We start from the raw sequence: 17,662 nt of genomic DNA, 5'->3' as shown, positions 1-17,662 counted from the left end.
TATACTAATGAGCAATTTAAATATACCGCTATCAGTTGATATAGAAGCTAAGCCAAGTACGAATTTTACCACTCAGCCGCAGAATGGAGCAGAAATTGTGGTTGAGCAGCTTCATAAGTTTTATGGGCAGGTTAAAGTTCTTGAGGAGCTAGATCTGCATATTCAGGCGGGAGAATTTGTAGCAATCGTGGGACGTAGCGGATGTGGCAAGAGTACTCTACTACGTCTAATTGCTGGCCTGGAAGCAGCAAGTTACGGTGAAATAAAATTCAAGTCTGCACAGAATTTTCGTGAAGGTATTACCACAGATGATATTCGGGTTATGTTTCAGGATTCACGTCTATTGCCATGGAAGACTGTCGAGAAGAATGTACAGCTAGGTTTGGCCCATAACCGTCATGCCCATGCAGTAGCTCTACTCAAAAAGGTGGGGCTCGCTGAAAAAGCCAGTAACTGGCCTGCACAACTTTCAGGCGGACAACGGCAACGTGCTGCTCTGGCTCGAGCTTTATCCCATACGCCACGAGTTTTATTACTGGATGAACCCTTAGGCGCACTTGATGCCCTTACCCGGCTTGAAATGCAAAATCTGATTGAACAGTTATGGCGTGAGCAGGGCTTCACAGCTGTTTTAGTCACTCATGATGTTGCTGAAGCAGTACAACTGGCTGACCGGATTATTCTACTGGATAAAGGCCAGATTGCTCATCATTTTAAGATTGATTTACCACGGCCCCGTAAAAAGAGTGTCCAGTTCACCGAGCTGGAGCAGCAAGTTTTAGATGCAGTATTAGCCACCTAAACTCATACACGCCAACAGCCATCTTGAGATGGCTGTTTTATACATGAGGCTATATAAACAAGATATCTTTTAACAAGAAGGTAAAGATCATAACTTCTTTTACAGTATAGTCATGAAAAACTCATTCTATACTAAATATAATTATTAAAATCAATTTCTTAAACTTATAAAAATATATTTGGTACTTTAAAAAAGATTTTTCATTTAATTTTTACAGCTAAAAATAATTTTATTTTAAAATTATTTTTTAAGCTAATTTTTTATTAACTATCAATTTATTAGGGGTTACTTTTTTTACCAAATGTTAAAAAAGATGTTTAATTCAGCATATTGGAAGAATTACTTTGCAAAATTGTGCACAAATCGACCCATTTGTCTTACAATTATGACTTTATCGATATTTGTGGGGAACAATGGAACAAAAGAAGAGCACTCAAAAACGGAATTTACTTTTAAATGCAGCTCTAGACGTTTTTTCTACCTATGGTTTTAACGGGGCAAGCCTGGATGAAATTGCTCAGCTGGCCGACATGCATAAGTCAAATATTTTTTATTATTATGAAAATAAAGAGGCTTTATATGTTGAGGTACTTACTACAGTACTCCAGAAGTGGCTGGCTCCTCTACAGTCGCTTGAAGTAGACCTTGAGCCAGCTGAAGCATTAGCTAATTATCTGATGCTCAAGATCGAGGTTTCACGTCACCAGCCTAAAGCCTCCAAGCTGTTTGCACTAGAAGTTATTCAGGGTGCGCCACATATTTTATCTATTTTAAAAGGCCCGCTAAAAAAACTATTTAAGCGTAAGGCTAAAGTGATCCAGAACTGGCAGGAACAAGGAAAAATTTCTGCAGGTATTGATCCGGAATTGCTGATTTTAAATATCTGGGCAATTACCCAGAATTATGCTGATTTTAGTACTCAAATTGAAATGGTGATGGGAAAAACGCTTAAAAGTAAAAGCACCTACCAGAGGACTATCGAACATACCATCCATCTGATGCTCTATGGTATTTTACCGCGCTCTGAATATAGCCCGGTCACGCTTTCAGCCGAAGTTTCCGAAGCTAACCAGAATTAATGCTTCAGCTCTTTAATTCTGGTCTTTTTAGTTGTTCTTTACGATTGAAATGAAAGCCTTGCTTGCTGGTATAAATCCAACAGTTTATGCGCTCCCAACAGCAGATTATTTTCCCAATCCAGATGTGCTGTGGTGTTGGCACCATCACTAATATATTTGACAGATATCAGGCGTACTCCAAGTTTTTTACAAACTTTAGCCAAGGCATAACCTTCCATATCCACCAGATCACAAGACACTTTAGGCAAGCCTGTTTCGAAGGAGTCACCAGTTCCACAGATTCCTTTAGGCAATTGATCGAAGTATGAAACCAGTTCAATACATCCTGGTATTTCCTCATCCATTGGAGTAATGCCCGGGACAAAACCTAAAGGAGAGACATCCATATCACGTTGTACAAAACTGCTGACCTCGACCAGTGAGTGGGTATCAAAGTGACTACTGCCTGCGGTACCTAAGTTAAAAAGTATTTTACATCCAGTACGTTGAATTACCTCATAGGCTTTAAATGCTGCATTGACCTTGCCAATACCGCTGTAATGAACCTGAATACCGGCCTGCTCAAACAGACCTTTAGATTCACTTGGGAGCGCCATGATGAGTGCAGATTGCTCTACCATTTAGAAAACTCGTTAAAATTTGATTATTAGAAAATAAAGTTAACTCAGGTACAAGGTACTAAGGACTGATTAATCCACTGTAAATACTTAACCCTTGTCCAGAAAACTTTTCAGGCAAGGTGAGAACAACAGGTTGCCCTGATAAAATCCTTGTACGGTCTTAGTCGCAACAACCACCCAGAGTATGATTAAAATATAGGCCAGGCTAGAGGCAATATTATGTAATATAGAGAGCTGAAGCTGCTGGCCTAGAGTGTAAATGGCCAGCGTAAACACCCCTAATGGAAAGGTTAAACCCCACCACCCCAAATTGAAAGGTAGACCTCTTTTTATATATTTTAAGGTCGTCAATACTGCAAGGCCAAGCCACCAAAGCCCAAACCCCAATAGAATCAAGCTGCTGGCGGTACCTGCATACTGCAAAAACATGCCTAAATCTTTCTGTCCAATAAAAGTTAAAATGCGTGGTGCCTGTGATCCTAAGCTCAGTAAAGCCAATGCACCCGTTCCAATAGGACCTAATGCCAGCCAGCTGCTAATGGCCATATCCTTAGAAGGTAACTGATGCAGGGCAAGTCTTAACATCAGAATAGTTAATATGGCAAAAGCTGGCAGTACTGAGATCCCCCATAACCCATAACTGGCCATCAATATAGCCACTGTCTGCTGGCTTATAGCCAGATATTGTACTAATACTCCACCTGAGTTTGCTGCCACCTCACAGGCTACAATTGGTAATAGCCAGATCGCTGTCATACTATGTAACTGGTGCTGCTGGCAACTAAACATACAAAAAGGTATTAACCAGGCAATTCCCACTGCCATAACGACATCGATATACCAAAGCAGTTTGGCTATTTCTAGTGCAGAATCGCCATATAGCGGCAAACCGTATTTTAAAAATCCATTTACAATAGTGGCCAAGCCCATAGGAATAGCACCCAGAAACAGACTCATGTTTGAATGAAAAAAGATTTGTCTGGCTTCGGTGGGATAGAACAACCAGCGCAGGCTATAAAGCAGACTAAAGCTGATAAATAAGATAATATTGATTTGCCAGAGGAAAGCACCTCCCAACCACAGATTAATTGAACCAGATGACAGTTCAGGTAAAATAAGTGCTACTACACCCGTTCCCATAGTGACGGTAAACCAGTTAGGTGTGAATTGACGAATGATATCTCGTGGCTGCCCTAGCTGTTCAAATGGCCTGTTCATTACTGTACCTGATTGAATTTTTAATGCAGCACTAATTATAAAAAGGCCTAAATATAAATAAAACTGATTTATCTATATTATATAAATCAATAAAAATGATATTTAATTTATTGATCAGCCAAAAAAATGAGTAAAAACACAACAACAAGACGAAACTGTGAGAATATGGCAATATATGACCTTTCAAATTTTGCACTGATTTCTTCGCCCATGAAGCTGCTCCGTCTGAATGCCCTGATGCCCGATTTTCAGCTGCCTGCAACCGCAGTGACAATTGGCAATTTTGATGGTGTCCATCTTGGACATCAGGCCATGATTGCTCAGCTTAAAACTATTGCTGCCCAGAAGAATTTAAAAGCACTGGTTATGCTGTTTGAGCCCCAACCACTAGAATACTTCAAAGGCTACGAAGCCCCTCCCCGTATCAGCTCACTACGTGAAAAAGTAGAGTATTTGACTGAACTTGGTGTGGACTATATTGCTGTAGCCAAATTCGATGACCAGTTCCGTAGCATGAGTGCAGAAGGCTTTGCGTCCCTTTTAAAAGATAAGCTTCATGCTCATAGCCTGGTATTGGGTGATGATTTTCATTTTGGAAAAAACCGGCAAGGCAATAGCGAATTTCTAAAAAACTATGGCTTTGCAGTCACTAATCTGAATACTGTCGACTTTCAGGGAGAGCGAGTCAGTTCGACACGGATCCGGCAGGTATTACAGCAGGGTGACCTGACTCTTGCTGCCCAGCTTTTAGGACGTCCCTACAGTATGGTGGGTCGAATTCAGTATGGTGACCAGATTGGGCGTACCTTAAATTTCCCGACCATTAATGTAGGGATGAACCGGCATAAGCCCTGCCTGCATGGGATTTATGCGGTAGAAGTAATCTCTGAGCATAGTTCTCTTGCTGCCAGAGTACGTCTGGAACACCCAGATTTACCCGGAATCGCAGGTTATGGACCGGAGAGTTTATTTGGTGCCGGACATGTGGGAACACGGCCCGCAATTCAGCAGCAACAGCCAGAGTGGCGATTAGAAGTACACTTTCCTGAGGTTTCTGCTAATCTGTATGGCTTGCTGGTGCGGGTCACTTTTTTAAAATATCTGCATGGTGAAGTAAATTATCCTTCGCTTGAAGCATTAAAGACCGGAATTGATAATGATGTAGCCAAGCTCATTGAGTTTCGTAGAAATACCCCCAAATTCCCTGTTTAAATTCTGTTTTTTTGATTGTAAAACCCGTCAGCGTTCAAGCTGATTGAACTGGAAGACAACTTGCATGAGCGATAAGCAAACTCCTGAAAATGCTGTGGATTATAAAGCCACACTAAATCTGCCGGGCACTGAATTTGCCATGAAGGCAAATCTGGCAGTACGTGAAGTAAAATGGTTAGAAGAGTGGTACGCCGACAACATTTATCAGCAGATTCGCACATCGCGTATTGGCAAGAAAAAATATATTCTGCATGATGGCCCTCCCTATGCAAATGGCACAATTCACTTGGGTCATGCAGTCAATAAAGTCTTAAAAGATATTATTGTTAAAAGTCGCACATTATCTGGCTTTGATGCACCTTATGTTCCAGGCTGGGACTGCCACGGTTTGCCAATTGAACTCAAAGTTGAAGAAAAAGTAGGTAAAGTGGGCGAAAAAGTTGATGCAGCCACTTTCCGTAAATTATGCCGTGAATATGCTTCACAACAAATTGATCTGCAGCGTAACGACTTCAAGCGTCTGGGCGTACTGGGTGATTGGGATAATCCTTATCTGACCATGAATTACAAGCAGGAAGCAGATATTGTTCGTGCACTGGGCCAGATTCAGAAAAATGGTCATATTCAGCCTGGCTTAAAGCCGGTGAACTGGTGCATGGACTGTGGCTCGGCACTGGCTGAAGCTGAAGTTGAATATGAAGATAAAAAATCTGATGCAATTGATGTCGGTTTTAGTGTCGTTGACTTAAAAGACTTATCTACCCGTTTGAAGGTAGAAATTGATGTGCCTACTGATATTGTTATCTGGACCACAACACCATGGACCCTTCCGGCTAACCAGGCAGTTTCAGTACATGCTGAAATTGAATATCAGCTGGTACAGACCCAGACAGACAAAGGCTTACACAATCTGATTCTGGCCAAAGATCTGGTAGAGTCTGCTGTAGAACGTTATAAGCTAGAAAACCCGGTAGTACTGGCCGATTTTACCGGCGCAGTGATTGAAAACCTGCAACTCCAGCACCCACTTCTGGCAGATCGCCAGGTTCCGGTCATTTTAGGTGAACATGTGATTGCAACCAGTGGTACGGGTGCAGTACATACTGCGCCTGGCCATGGTGTAGATGACTATAAAGTTGGTCTGCTCTATCAGCTGAAAGTCGATAATCCAGTGGGTGGTAATGGAGTATATCTGCCAACTTCACCACTTTTCCCGGGTGTACACATCTATAAAGCCAATCCGCAAATCATTGAAGCCCTTGGTGCAGCAGGCCGTTTGTGGGCACATCAGCCAATTCGACACAGTTATCCACATTGCTGGCGCCACAAGACTCCTATTATTTTCCGTGCAACGCCTCAATGGTTCATTAGTATGGATCAGCAAAATTTACGTCAGGGTGCACTGGATGCGATTGAAAATGACATCGAATTTGTACCAAGCTGGGGTAAAAATCGGATTGAATCCATGATTGATGGCCGCCCGGACTGGTGTATCTCACGTCAGCGTACCTGGGGTGTGCCAATTCCGTTTTTTGTACATAAAGATACCAATGAGCTGCATCCACGTACTCCGGAACTGATCGAAGAAGTTGCCAAGCTGATTGAACAGGAAGGTATTGATGCCTGGTTTAACCGTGAAGCGAAAGACTTTATTGGTGATGATGCTGAGCATTATAATGCCGTACGTGACACGCTGGATGTCTGGTTCGATTCAGGTACAACCCACTATGCAGTACTTGACCAGCGCGAAGATCTGGAAAGCCCGGCTGACCTTTATCTAGAGGGCTCAGACCAGCATCGTGGCTGGTTCCAGTCATCCCTGCTGACGTCTATAGCGATTCATAACCGCGCGCCTTACAAAGCCTTACTGACTCATGGCTTTACAGTAGATGAAAACGGACGCAAACTATCAAAATCGCTAGGGAATTATATCCCGCTAGATGACATCATCAAGCAGCTGGGAGCTGATGGTCTACGACTGTATGTTGCTTCAAGCGACTACCGCTATGAAATTGCAGCAAGTAAAGAAGTCTTTAACCGTGTTAGCGACAGTTATCGCCGTATCCGTAATACTCTACGCTTCCTGCTGGCCAATCTAAATGGCTTTAAGCCAAGTACTGATGCACTGCCAGTAGACCAGCTGATTGCATTGGATCAGTATATCTTGCAACGTGCGCATGAGGTTCAGCAGAGCATCCTTACTGCTTATGATGAAATGAACTTTCATGTCGTCTGTAGCTCACTAACCAATTTCTGTATTAATGATCTGGGCGGTTTTTATCTGGACATTATTAAAGACCGTCAGTACACCACCAAAACCGACTCGCAGGCACGTCGCTCTGCGCAGACTGCGTTATATCATATCGTACAGGCCTTTATCCGCTGGATGAGCCCAATCCTGAGCTTTACTGCACAAGAGGCTTGGCCACTGATTCCTGAGCAGTCAGAAAAATATGTATTTATGAGCGAGTGGTATCAGATTCCGGTGGCCTCAACAGCCAATCTGATTTCTGAAGAAAACTGGCAAACATTAATTACAGTAAAATCTGCAGTAAACAAACAGATTGAAGCAGCACGTAACGCTAAACTGGTCGGCTCTAACCTCTCTGCCAAGGTTGAACTCTGGGCCCAACCAGCGTTAAAAAGTATTCTGGACCAACTGGGCAATGAGCTGCGCTTTGTCCTGATCACCTCTCAGGTTATTGTTCATGACTTTGAGAAAGCAGGTGAAAGTACCGAGCTCGAAGGTCTGCGTGTCAAAGTTTCAGCGGCAGAAGGTGAAAAATGCGCTCGCTGCTGGCATGTACTGCCTGATGTTAATACACATGCAGGTCATCCAGGTATTTGCGGACGCTGCCTAATTAACCTTCCTTCTGGTCAGGGCGAAGAGAGAAAATATGCCTAATACACCGCAAAGAAAAGGCTGGTTCCAGTTCTATCCACATAATCTGGTGTGGATCGGGCTGGCAATTGTTGCCATTATTCTGGATCAATGGACCAAATGGATTGCAACAAACCATCTGAACTATGCCGATCCGGTAGCCGTACTGCCCTTTTTAAACTGGACGCTGCTACATAATTATGGCGCAGCATTCAGTTTTCTGTCTGATGCCGGTGGCTGGCAGCGTTATTTATTTACCGGACTGGCGGCTGGAGTTTCCTTGCTGTTTGTTTTCTGGCTAATGCGTATGCCAAAACATCTGGTCATTTTACCAATGGCTATTGCCCTGATTCTAGGGGGCGCCATCGGTAACCTGATAGACCGGGTCAGTCTGGGATATGTAGTAGATTTTATTCATGTCTACTATCAGAATAGTCACTTTCCTGCATTTAATATTGCTGATAGTGCCATCACTCTTGGAACAATCCTGTTATTAATCGATACTTTCTTTCTGGAAAAACACCGGATTCAACGTGCAGAGGCAACAAAATGACAGAGTTACTCAACCCGAATGAAGATACCCGAATTGAAGAAGGTTCTCAGGTAGAGCTGCACTTTTCAGTTGCCATTGAAGATGGTGTGGAAATAGATAATACCCGCAGCCGTGAGGAGCCGGTGAGTCTGGTGATTGGTGACGGTAATTTACTGCCAGGCTTTGAACAGGCTCTTTTTGGTTTAAGGGCAGGTGACCGCCGTACTGTACATTTACCGGCAGAAGATGCCTTTGGACCGTGGAATCCGGAAAATATTCAACGCTTTGATACGGTCAAATTTGAACAACGCCCTGTGGTTGGCCAAATGATCGAGTTTGAAGACAAAGCCAAAAGCAGCCTGTACGGTGTGGTCAGATCAGTGAATGATGACATGACCGAGATAGACTTTAACCATCCGCTGGCAGGTAAAAATATCAGTTTTGAGGTTGAAATCTTCAAGGTTACACCAGCAGGTCAGCAAGGTATTAAACTCATCTAGACGCTGCCTAAAATCAATCATTCTGAAGCCGGTCTGTCTATGACCGGCTTTTTTATTATAAGTAAAATATAAACTGAATATTTAAATCTCTAGCCAGTTTACTGATCATTTAAATGATCAGCAGGTAGTTTTTCTAAAGGTCTATATAATAAAAAGCGATGAATGCAGCTTCTCACTTGGCTATATATCAGGCTAGAATTCAATCAGCCATAAAGACTGGCAGGTATCTAAAAATACACTTTATCCCAGTTTTAATTATAAAAATTATTACTCAGCTTAAGTGCTGTATGATTAAAAACAATGAGTTGTTATGCTGACACTAACTGTTTTATTACGTTGTCTTTCTAGCGCAATACGCGAAGCATTATTACAAACCCTGAATGAATGTGCCCAGCACCAGATTGCCCAAGTCCAAGTATCTCATCTTTTTTTACAGCTCTTAAAGCAACCCGAACCAAATGAATTAATCTTTTTATTAGACCGTTATGATATTTCTGTCTTGGAGCTCAGGCGGCAACTGAACACAGCTTTACTTTCAGTACATATTCAAAAACATAGTACATTGGTGTTAAGTGAAGCTTTAATTATTTTATTACAACAGGCCTGGCAGTTTTCCCGGACAGAGCAATGTCCGCAGATTAATATATTTCACCTTCTACAGGCATTAATGGATACAGATATTTTATTATGTCAAAAAGCTTGTTCTCCAGTCATAGATCAGTTCGAACGATCTGAAATATTGAATAGCCATCTAACGATCATACCTGCTTAAAAATCAAACTAGTTCATAAGTTTTGATGTTTTAAAATAGAGATACAAATTCTGTCTAGGCGCTTTCCAAAAAAATAATTAGTTTAATAAAGATCATGCCCAACCGGAAAATATCATGAAAATCTATATTATTGTAGGCAGCATACGTGAAGGTCGTACTGCTATTAAGGTGGCCAAATGGATTCTCGAGGCTATTGAGAGTTTTGACTATAACACCCTGGAAACTGAAATCGTTGATTTAAAAGAATGGGATTTGCCTGTTTTTGCCGGAAGCCATCCGCCCATTACAGGTATCTATGACCAGCCAAAACAACAGCAATGGGCAGAAAAAATTTCCGAAGGTGATGGCTTTATTTTTATTAGTCCTGAATATAATCATGGTTATAGTCCAGCCCTGAAAAATGCTCTGGATTACTTAGGTAAAGAATGGCAAGGCAAACCTGCTGCCTATGTGGGTTATGGGGCAACCAATGGTTCACGTTCAATTGACCAGTTACGCCAGGTCGGGACCTATCTGGGTTTAATCGACTCTAACGCTACTCTAGAAATTCGTGATATTTTCAAGCGTAACCAAACTGAGCAGTTTGAAGGTAATGAAGCCGAGATTAAGATCCTAAGATCAGTGATAGAAAAACTGATAAATCACGCTATTTAGCAATATATCCTATAGTTCAAATGATTCTGTCAAATAAAAGTGATAAAAAAGCAGGTCCAGAGACCTGCTTTTTTATTCATCTATTTAGTCAGTAAAGGTAACTTTAGCAATCGCCTTTTTGCCTGCCTGAATAATATAAGTTTTATTTTCTTTTACTGAAAAGTCTGCATCTACTACTTCCCAGTCAACTTTAACGGCGCCCCGCGCTACAGCATCTTTAGCCTGCGCTGCATTTTTAGTTAAACCCGCAGTACGCAAAATGGACACAATAAACATCTCACCACCAAAGTCGGCACGAGAAATAGTTACTTCAGGTGTGCCTTCTGGCAATTCACCTTCAGTAATAATATTTCCTGCACCTTTATGCGCATTGGCCGCTGCTTCACTGCCATGGAAACGCTCAACCAGTTCCAGTGCCAGAATACGCTTGATTTCCTGCGGATTACGGCCTTCTGCCATCTCTTTGAGCAGTTCTTGAATTTCAGGCATCGATTTAAAGCTGAGCAGTTCAAAGTAACGTTCGATCAGGCTGTCTGGCATCGACAGTACCTTTTGGTACATTGCACCTGGTGCATCAAATACACCGATGTAATTGCCCAGAGACTTCGACATTTTCTGTACACCATCCAAGCCTTCTAGAATTGGTACGGTAATACAGACTTGAGGCTCTTGATGATAACGGCCTTGCAAGGTACGGCCCATTAACAGATTAAATGTCTGGTCTGTACCGCCAAGCTCAACATCCGCTTCCAGAGCAATCGAGTCATAACCCTGCACCAGCGGATATAAAAATTCATGAATCGCGATCGGCTGCTGACTGCTATAGCGCTTGGTGAAATCATCACGCTCCAGCATACGTGCAACGGTCTGCTGGGAAGCCAGTTGAATCAGATCAGCCGCAGTCTTGCTGGCAAACCATTCTGAGTTGAACACTACCTTGGTTTTATTTGGGTCAAGAATTTTAAAGACCTGTTCCTGATAGGTTTTGGCATTTTCCAAAACCTGCTCACGCGATAATGGCGGACGTGTTGCGCTCTTGCCGGTCGGATCACCGATCATGGCAGTATAGTCACCAATCAGGAAATATACATCATGGCCTAAATCCTGAAATACTTTAAGCTTATTAATTAAAACCGTATGACCCAGATGCAGGTCAGGGGCAGTTGGATCAAAACCCGCTTTAACTTTAAGGGGACGGTTTTCTTTTAATTTCTTCAGAAGATCTTCTTCAGAGATAATTTCATGAGTGCCTCGTTGAATGAGGGCAAGTTGTTCTTCAGCCGGCAGGAAATTTGACATCACAAAACCCAAACACATCAGTTATACAATTTGTGAGATATACTAACACTTTTTCAGCACATTGCAGGCTTAAGAATCATCATGACAGCGATCTATATCGGGGTAATGACCGGCACCAGCATGGATGGTGTCGATATCGTTGCTGCTTCTTTTGATCCTCTCCGGCTCCACGCTACCCTGACATTACCATTCGATCCGGAATTACGTGACGAGCTGATGGCATTAACCCTGCCAGATGATAATGAAATTGACCGGATGGGAGCTGCTGATGTTGCTCTGGGCCAACTGATCGGTCATGGTATTAACCAGATGATTGAAAAAAATGCTCTGGACCGTAGCCAGATCAGGGCCATCGGTTCACATGGCCAAACTATTCGTCATCGTCCTGAACATCATTTTACCCTACAGATTGGTGACCCTCATATTATTGCCGAACTGACTGGTATTGCAGTGGTATCTGATTTTCGTCGTCGTGATATGGCAGCCGGTGGCCAAGGTGCACCGCTCGTGCCGGCTTTTCATCAGGCCCTATTTCAGCATCCTGAAATTCACCGGGTGATTTTAAATCTGGGAGGTATTGCCAATGTCAGCCTGTTACCCGCTGGTCAGCCCGAGAAAGGCTATGGGTTTGATACCGGTCCGGCCAATATCCTGATGGATGGCTGGTGTCAGCGTTATACAGGCCATCCTTATGATGAAAATGGCAGTTGGGCTGCTTATGGCCAGCCAATTCGTGCTTTACTGGAACGCTTGCAAGCGCATGAGTATTTCTCGAAAGAACCTCCAAAAAGTACCGGACGTGAAGACTTTAATCTGGACTGGCTGGATGAGCAGATACAGGACTGGCGTAATGACGATCTGGGGTATAATGAGCTGGAAGATACACCTGAAAATGTACAGGCTACTTTATTAAAGCTGACTACAAGGGCAATTAAAAAAGCCATTTACCGTTCAGGACTGGATACAGGTGAAGTATATGTATGTGGCGGCGGTGCTTACAATGCACATTTATTAGACCAGTTACGCTGGCGCCTGCGCAAGCATCAGTGGAGTGTGCAGACTACTGACAGTCTGGGCCTTAGTCCAACCTGGGTAGAAGCAACAGCATTTGCTTGGCTTGCTATGCGGTTTGTACAGCAGCAAAGTGGTAACCTGCCTGCTGTTACCGGTGCACAAGGCTTTCGCATTTTAGGCAGTATGACTGCAACCTGATTAGACGAGCTATAAATGAGCTAAAGCATACCTTCTGGTGAAGATACACCGCAGTGATTTTTACTAAAATATATGACTAAACAAAAATTCAAAGTAACAATAAGAGAAAAAAGATGATTGATTTAAGTAAACAGCGCCTTGAGCGTTATCATCGTGGTGAACTGAGCTTTGACCTGATCGATAGCGGTCCGCTAGAAGGTGAAGCTGTGGTACTGCTCCATGGCTTTCCCGAAACGGCACAATGCTGGGATCAGGTCCGGGTTCAGCTCAATGCAGCAGGTTTTCGTACCTTTGCACCGAACCAGCGTGGCTATAGCCTTGATGCACGCCCTGAAGGACGTCAGGCTTATCGGATGCAGGAGCTACTTCAAGATCTGGATCTGCTGATTGACCAGATTAACCAGCCAGTGCATTTGGTTGGCCATGACTGGGGAGCAATTGTGGCATGGGAATACGCTATGCATTACCCTAAAAAATTAAAAAATCTGGTGGTGTTATCTGTACCTCATCCGGGTGCTTTCCTGCGTGCCCTGCTTGCCTCGGACCAGCTATTTAAATCTTATTATATCGGGTTATTTCAGCTGCCTAAATTGCCAGAATTATTATTTGAAAAATTTCCAAAAATAGGTCTGGGTTTACTTAAAAATTCAGGGATGACCAAGCAGCAACTGGAAATTTTCAAAACAGAAATGCTGGAACAGGGCCGTTTAAGTTATAGCCTGAACTGGTATCGGGCACTACCTTTCAATGCCCGTTTCCAGCGATTCGATCCGGTCACTGTCCCTACTCTGTTTATCGGCGGTACCCAGGATGTGGCTATTAGTGATGCTGGCGTTAAACTAAACCAGCGTTATGTACAGGCGCCGTACCGTGAAGTCATGTTAGAGGCCAACCACTGGCTTCCTGTGCAGCAAGCTGCTGTAGTCAGCCAGCTTATCCTGGAGCAGATTCAGGCTTAACTACAATGATAAAAAAACCCATCTCAGGATGGGTTTTTTAAACAGTTATCTTCTAGATTGAAAATGAAGATCCGCAACCGCAGGTCGTAGTAGCATTCGGATTCTCAACGATAAAACGTGATCCTTCCAGTCCCTGAATATAATCAACCACTGAACCTACCAAATACTGGTAACTTAGTGAATCTACCAGCATGGTTACATCGCCATTGGTAAATTCAGCATCATCTTCATTCATGCTTTCGGCAAAGTTAAAACCGTAAGAGAATCCTGAGCAGCCGCCTCCTGTTACATAGACACGTAACATTAAATCCTGATTCCCTTCGCTTTCACGGAGTTGGCGCACTTTATTTGCAGCATTATCTGACAACACAAGAGCTGGGGCATTCATACTGGGCGTTCCTCAACAAATTCATCTGCCTTAAAAGGCAAAGGCCATATATTTAAAGTATAACATACTCAATATATGGCCAGCGCCTGAACTTTAAAGTTTATCCTGAGTTATTTTATCAGGTTTATTTATAGTTCTCATCCTGTAGGCTGCATTCAAAATTACTGCGGTCTTCTTTACAGCGGAATTGCCATAACAGCTTCATCATGCGCTTGTCATAAATACCACGTCTGGTCAGGTCAATCCGTGATTCACGCATCAGTTTCTGGTAACCCGGCTTATCTGCTGCTGGTATATTCATCCAGTATTTCTGTGGAATATCCGCCTTCATTTTTCCAAGAATGCTAAATGCACGTGGTAACTGGGTTTTGACCCATTCCCGCGATTTTTGTCCATAGCCTGCGGGGAACTTGTCTGGGCGAATAATCAGGTTTCCTGTTACCTGCAGAATTGGATAATTAACAATAGCGCCTTTGGTACCGAGACCTTTATGTAATTCCAGCGGTTTAAACACGGCTGCCGGCGCGCCGATAATATCGACCTGGCGGTTATTGAACTTGCTGCCAAAATTAGTTACATCGGCACTAACTGCCTGCGCACCGATTTGCTGAACCATAATCTTCTGGGCTTCATCATAATCAAGAACTGCAATTTTTTTGCCAGCTGCTTTAGCAACTGTATTAATACTACGGTTATTTACCATCAAGAATGCATCGCCGACCGGAATAACCCCTGCAACTTCATATTTACTATTGGTCATATATTTAGCAAAAGTCGGGCTGGCTAAGCCTTGCATAACCTTAACAGCCAACTTAAGGTCCGGAATAGCTCCGATTGCATCTAGAGAACCGGTAAATTTATTAAACTGTCGGCCGCGCATACCGGTGACACTAATTCCGTCACATTTCCCGGCTTTAAAATCTTCAGCAATCACTGCCTCATTCTGGCCTACACGCAGTTCGATATCTGCCCCCCAGTTTTTAGCAGCAAGCTGATAGTCTTTCATCAAAGCATATACATCGCCATTTTTACCGACCAGATCAAAAACACAAAAAACCTGTTTTGCCTGAGCTGCTTCTGCTGCCATTAATATTCCTGCACCCAGCACAAGTGCTTTAGTCCATTGCATAATTTTATCCTTTTAATTTTATTTTTTCTTATTTTCTGTTTTCTATCTGGCAGCTGAGTACTGACCTTACATGCCTATAAAAATACAGACAAAAAAGCCCGGTTTATAGCCAGGCTTTTTAACTTCTATAATTTATTCGCCTGCCATAGAGCATTCGAAGTTGGCTTTATCGACTGCACAGCGAGCTTTCTTCAATACTGCCATCATATTTTTGTCATAAATACCCTGTCTGGTTAAATCCATACGGCCATCACGTAACATCTTCTGGTATTTAAGCTTGTCTTCAGCACTTAGATTCATTTTATATTTACCCGGAATACCGGCTTCTAAACGCTGAATCATTGAAAAGCTTTTTGGTAGCTGTTTGGCAAACCAGGTACGTGATTGCTGACCAAAACCAGCCGGGAATTTATCGGCTCGCAGGACCAGATCAGCGGTTACCTGTAATACCGGGAAATTCATCATCGCGCCATTACTGCCCAGACCTTTATAAATTTCCAAAGGTTTATAAGCATAAGCCGGCGCACCGACCATATCGACCTGGCCATTATTAAATTTGGCCACAAAGTTAGATACATCAGACAGGACTGCCTGTGCTCCAATACGCTGTACCATAATTTTCTGGGCATTGTCATAGCCCAGTACTGCAAACTTCTTACCTGCTGCTTTCTCAACAGAATTAATATTTTTATCACGTACAAAGATATAAGCTGAACCTAAAGGTGATACACCGGCAACTTCATATTTATTGCCACCCAGAGTTGTAGTCATTTTGCCGGCATTACGGGCATCCAGTACATAAGAGATTGCACGTTGGGCCACAGCATTACTTGGCACAGCACCCAAGGCATCAATAGAACCCACGAATTTGTTATACGGACGGGCGCGCATTGAAGTCATAAAAACTGCATCACATTTACCTGCCTTGAAATCACTGTCCGCTACAGCTTCATCCTGACGTGGAACCAGGTTAATATCTGCTTTCCAGGATTTTGCAGCCAATGCCCACTCTTCCATCATTTTGTAGGATTCACCAGATTTACCCAGTAAATCGAAGACGCAAACATCTACTTTGGCCTGAGCAGTGCCTGCCAGACCTAAAAGTGCAGTGGTAACAGCAGTCAGTACTATTCTTTTCATTGTTTTCTTCCTTTTTTGAGATTTTATTCTCGAACTTCCCTTACATTGCAAGATATTACCCAGCTTTATTTAAAAAAAATAGAGTATTTGCTCCATTTTTTTAAATTGTGATCTATCTCTGCATTTTTTAAGTAATTAAAATTTTCTATCTATACTTATATTCAGGAAATCAATAGCTATAAAACTGTCATTTTGTATTATTCGCCCGAAAGTGAACACTCAAAGTTAGTCCGCTCTACTGTGCAGCGCGCCCTTTTTAACACACGCATCATGGTCTCATCATAAATGCCCTGACGGGTCAAATCGATGCGGCCTTCACGTAATAAACGTTGATAAGCAGTACGGTCTTCAATGGACAGCTGAATTCGTAATTTTGCAGGAATGCCTGCTTCAAGGCGTTGTACCATAGCCATGCTGCGAGGCAACTGTTTTAAGAACCATTGACGTGACTTGGCAGCAAAGTCCTGTGGAAATTTATCTGGCCGGATAATCAGGTCTGCAGTAACATTGACTACCGGGAAATTGATCATGGCACCGTTTGGACCCATGCCTTTATAAATTTCCAAAGGCCGGTAAGCATACGCAGGCGCTGCAACAATATCCGCCTGTCCATTATTGAATTTACTAACAAAATTCGAAATTTCTGAGGCCACCGGCTTGGCATTAATACGCTGTACCATGATCCGTTGAGCAGCATCATGCCCAAGAACTGCAAATTTTTTCTTGGCGATTTTTTCAACTGTATTAATATTACGGTCTTTTACAAAAATATAAGCTGCGCCGAGCTGACCGATTCCGGCAACTTCATATACCTGTCCCTCCAGTCTGCTCACCAGACGTTTACTATTACGCTGATCCAGAGCATAGCTGATGGCCTTTTGGGCTATTGCATTACTAGGTACCCCACCTAGGGCATCAATTGAACCAGCAAATTTGTTAAAAGCACGAGCACGAATAGAAGTCATATACACACCATCACAATTTCCAGCTCGAAACTCACGCTCTGCCTGTGCCTCATCTGCTACAATTTTTAGTCCGACATCAGCATTCCAGTTCTTGGAAGCCAGCAGCCAGTCTTCCATCAATTTATAGGACTCGCCAGCTTTGCCCAGCAAATCAAAAACACAGATATCTACTTTGGCTTGGGCTGAATGAGCAAATAAAAAAAGTGAAGCAGCAGCTAACAGAATTTTTCCCTTATTCATCTTATTCATCCTGAGTCTTATTGTTTAAATGAGGGCTTTATCACTATAAACAGCTTAACT

General features: G+C 42.8%; 17 protein-coding genes. 10 read left to right on the top strand and 7 right to left on the bottom strand.

Annotated features, from left to right (window positions below; genetic code table 11):
• Nucleotides 1–7: 7 nt before the first annotated feature.
• Both B3X18_RS05280 and B3X18_RS05275 read left to right on the top strand, forming a co-directional pair.
• A complete protein-coding gene (locus B3X18_RS05280; protein WP_005023799.1) occupies nucleotides 8–802 on the top strand; it encodes an ATP-binding cassette domain-containing protein in 795 nt (264 codons plus the stop codon).
• A 413-nt stretch (nucleotides 803–1,215) separates the two neighbouring features.
• Nucleotides 1,216–1,881, top strand: a complete 666-nt coding sequence (locus B3X18_RS05275; RefSeq protein ID WP_005023800.1) for a TetR/AcrR family transcriptional regulator — start codon at nucleotides 1,216–1,218, stop codon at nucleotides 1,879–1,881.
• A 38-nt stretch (nucleotides 1,882–1,919) separates the two neighbouring features.
• On the opposite strand, the gene B3X18_RS05270 is transcribed toward B3X18_RS05275, so the two are convergent.
• Nucleotides 1,920–2,501, bottom strand: coding sequence for a 5'-nucleosidase (locus tag B3X18_RS05270; RefSeq protein WP_034688487.1), 582 nt, complete (start codon nucleotides 2,499–2,501; stop codon nucleotides 1,920–1,922).
• An 87-nt stretch (nucleotides 2,502–2,588) separates the two neighbouring features.
• Nucleotides 2,589–3,719, bottom strand: a complete 1,131-nt coding sequence (locus B3X18_RS05265) for a TDT family transporter (RefSeq protein ID WP_034688485.1) — start codon at nucleotides 3,717–3,719, stop codon at nucleotides 2,589–2,591.
• Nucleotides 3,720–3,929: 210 nt separating this feature from the next.
• Here B3X18_RS05265 and ribF point away from each other — a divergent pair, with 210 nt between their 5' ends.
• The 6 genes from ribF to B3X18_RS05235 all read left to right on the top strand — a co-directional run bounded on the left by ribF (nucleotide 3,930) and on the right by B3X18_RS05235 (nucleotide 10,270).
• On the top strand, nucleotides 3,930–4,931 hold the full coding sequence (ribF, locus tag B3X18_RS05260) for a riboflavin biosynthesis protein RibF (protein WP_034688533.1): 1,002 nt from the start codon (nucleotides 3,930–3,932) through the stop codon (nucleotides 4,929–4,931).
• A gap of 64 nt (nucleotides 4,932–4,995) precedes the next feature.
• Nucleotides 4,996–7,836, top strand: a complete 2,841-nt coding sequence (gene ileS, locus B3X18_RS05255) for an isoleucine--tRNA ligase (RefSeq protein WP_286935171.1) — start codon at nucleotides 4,996–4,998, stop codon at nucleotides 7,834–7,836.
• Nucleotides 7,829–8,365: a signal peptidase II gene (gene lspA, locus B3X18_RS05250; protein WP_005017478.1), complete on the top strand. Its 537-nt coding sequence runs from the start codon at nucleotides 7,829–7,831 to the stop codon at nucleotides 8,363–8,365. Before ileS ends, lspA begins: the two co-directional genes overlap by 8 nt.
• Nucleotides 8,362–8,844: an FKBP-type peptidyl-prolyl cis-trans isomerase gene (locus tag B3X18_RS05245; protein ID WP_005017480.1), complete on the top strand. Its 483-nt coding sequence runs from the start codon at nucleotides 8,362–8,364 to the stop codon at nucleotides 8,842–8,844. The genes lspA and B3X18_RS05245 overlap by 4 nt, the downstream gene beginning before the upstream one ends.
• Nucleotides 8,845–9,154: 310 nt before the next feature.
• Complete coding sequence (locus tag B3X18_RS05240; protein ID WP_034688482.1) at nucleotides 9,155–9,616, top strand: hypothetical protein; 462 nt, start codon at nucleotides 9,155–9,157, stop codon at nucleotides 9,614–9,616.
• A 114-nt stretch (nucleotides 9,617–9,730) separates the two neighbouring features.
• Nucleotides 9,731–10,270, top strand: coding sequence for an NADPH-dependent FMN reductase (locus tag B3X18_RS05235; RefSeq protein ID WP_034688480.1), 540 nt, complete (start codon nucleotides 9,731–9,733; stop codon nucleotides 10,268–10,270).
• An 84-nt stretch (nucleotides 10,271–10,354) separates the two neighbouring features.
• Here B3X18_RS05235 and tyrS read toward each other — a convergent pair whose 3' ends face one another.
• Nucleotides 10,355–11,587: a tyrosine--tRNA ligase gene (tyrS, locus tag B3X18_RS05230; RefSeq protein WP_171077264.1), complete on the bottom strand. Its 1,233-nt coding sequence runs from the start codon at nucleotides 11,585–11,587 to the stop codon at nucleotides 10,355–10,357.
• A gap of 63 nt (nucleotides 11,588–11,650) precedes the next feature.
• Between tyrS and B3X18_RS05225 the strand changes: the two genes are divergently transcribed.
• Together B3X18_RS05225 and B3X18_RS05220 are read left to right on the top strand one after the other, a co-directional pair.
• Entirely contained in the window at nucleotides 11,651–12,781 is a 1,131-nt protein-coding gene (locus B3X18_RS05225; protein WP_286935170.1) for an anhydro-N-acetylmuramic acid kinase, read from the top strand.
• Between the two features lie 113 nt (nucleotides 12,782–12,894).
• On the top strand, nucleotides 12,895–13,740 hold the full coding sequence (locus B3X18_RS05220; protein ID WP_034683466.1) for an alpha/beta fold hydrolase: 846 nt from the start codon (nucleotides 12,895–12,897) through the stop codon (nucleotides 13,738–13,740).
• Nucleotides 13,741–13,792: 52 nt separating this feature from the next.
• On the opposite strand, the gene erpA is transcribed toward B3X18_RS05220, so the two are convergent.
• From erpA to B3X18_RS05200, 4 genes are all read right to left on the bottom strand, one after another.
• On the bottom strand, nucleotides 13,793–14,128 hold the full coding sequence (erpA, locus tag B3X18_RS05215) for an iron-sulfur cluster insertion protein ErpA (RefSeq protein WP_005017496.1): 336 nt from the start codon (nucleotides 14,126–14,128) through the stop codon (nucleotides 13,793–13,795).
• A gap of 124 nt (nucleotides 14,129–14,252) precedes the next feature.
• On the bottom strand, nucleotides 14,253–15,257 hold the full coding sequence (locus B3X18_RS05210) for a putative solute-binding protein (RefSeq protein WP_005405778.1): 1,005 nt from the start codon (nucleotides 15,255–15,257) through the stop codon (nucleotides 14,253–14,255).
• 132 nt (nucleotides 15,258–15,389) lie between these two features.
• On the bottom strand, nucleotides 15,390–16,397 hold the full coding sequence (locus B3X18_RS05205) for a putative solute-binding protein (RefSeq protein WP_005017500.1): 1,008 nt from the start codon (nucleotides 16,395–16,397) through the stop codon (nucleotides 15,390–15,392).
• 197 nt (nucleotides 16,398–16,594) lie between these two features.
• Complete coding sequence (locus B3X18_RS05200; RefSeq protein ID WP_034688474.1) at nucleotides 16,595–17,602, bottom strand: putative solute-binding protein; 1,008 nt, start codon at nucleotides 17,600–17,602, stop codon at nucleotides 16,595–16,597.
• Nucleotides 17,603–17,662: the final 60 nt, after the last annotated feature.

The organism is Acinetobacter sp. UBA6571, assembly GCF_002434085.1.
Taxonomy (GTDB): domain Bacteria; phylum Pseudomonadota; class Gammaproteobacteria; order Pseudomonadales; family Moraxellaceae; genus Acinetobacter; species Acinetobacter radioresistens.
This window is presented reverse-complemented; position numbering and strand designations above follow the sequence as displayed.

Bases quoted from the DNA above. Each gene is read 5' to 3' on its own strand.
- ileS (WP_286935171.1), top strand. From the start codon at position 4,996: ATGAGCGATAAGCAAACTCCTGAAAATGCTGTGGATTATAAAGCCACA.
- B3X18_RS05210 (WP_005405778.1), bottom strand. From the start codon at position 15,257: ATGCAATGGACTAAAGCACTTGTGCTGGGTGCAGGAATATTAATGGCA.
- B3X18_RS05235 (WP_034688480.1), top strand. From the start codon at position 9,731: ATGAAAATCTATATTATTGTAGGCAGCATACGTGAAGGTCGTACTGCT.
- B3X18_RS05280 (WP_005023799.1), top strand. From the start codon at position 8: ATGAGCAATTTAAATATACCGCTATCAGTTGATATAGAAGCTAAGCCA.
- B3X18_RS05275 (WP_005023800.1), top strand. From the start codon at position 1,216: ATGGAACAAAAGAAGAGCACTCAAAAACGGAATTTACTTTTAAATGCA.
- B3X18_RS05205 (WP_005017500.1), bottom strand. From the start codon at position 16,397: ATGAAAAGAATAGTACTGACTGCTGTTACCACTGCACTTTTAGGTCTG.
- B3X18_RS05220 (WP_034683466.1), top strand. From the start codon at position 12,895: ATGATTGATTTAAGTAAACAGCGCCTTGAGCGTTATCATCGTGGTGAA.
- B3X18_RS05200 (WP_034688474.1), bottom strand. From the start codon at position 17,602: ATGAATAAGGGAAAAATTCTGTTAGCTGCTGCTTCACTTTTTTTATTT.
- lspA (WP_005017478.1), top strand. From the start codon at position 7,829: ATGCCTAATACACCGCAAAGAAAAGGCTGGTTCCAGTTCTATCCACAT.
- B3X18_RS05270 (WP_034688487.1), bottom strand. From the start codon at position 2,501: ATGGTAGAGCAATCTGCACTCATCATGGCGCTCCCAAGTGAATCTAAA.
- B3X18_RS05240 (WP_034688482.1), top strand. From the start codon at position 9,155: ATGCTGACACTAACTGTTTTATTACGTTGTCTTTCTAGCGCAATACGC.
- B3X18_RS05265 (WP_034688485.1), bottom strand. From the start codon at position 3,719: ATGAACAGGCCATTTGAACAGCTAGGGCAGCCACGAGATATCATTCGT.
- erpA (WP_005017496.1), bottom strand. From the start codon at position 14,128: ATGAATGCCCCAGCTCTTGTGTTGTCAGATAATGCTGCAAATAAAGTG.
- B3X18_RS05245 (WP_005017480.1), top strand. From the start codon at position 8,362: ATGACAGAGTTACTCAACCCGAATGAAGATACCCGAATTGAAGAAGGT.
- ribF (WP_034688533.1), top strand. From the start codon at position 3,930: ATGAAGCTGCTCCGTCTGAATGCCCTGATGCCCGATTTTCAGCTGCCT.
- tyrS (WP_171077264.1), bottom strand. From the start codon at position 11,587: ATGTGTTTGGGTTTTGTGATGTCAAATTTCCTGCCGGCTGAAGAACAA.
- B3X18_RS05225 (WP_286935170.1), top strand. From the start codon at position 11,651: ATGACAGCGATCTATATCGGGGTAATGACCGGCACCAGCATGGATGGT.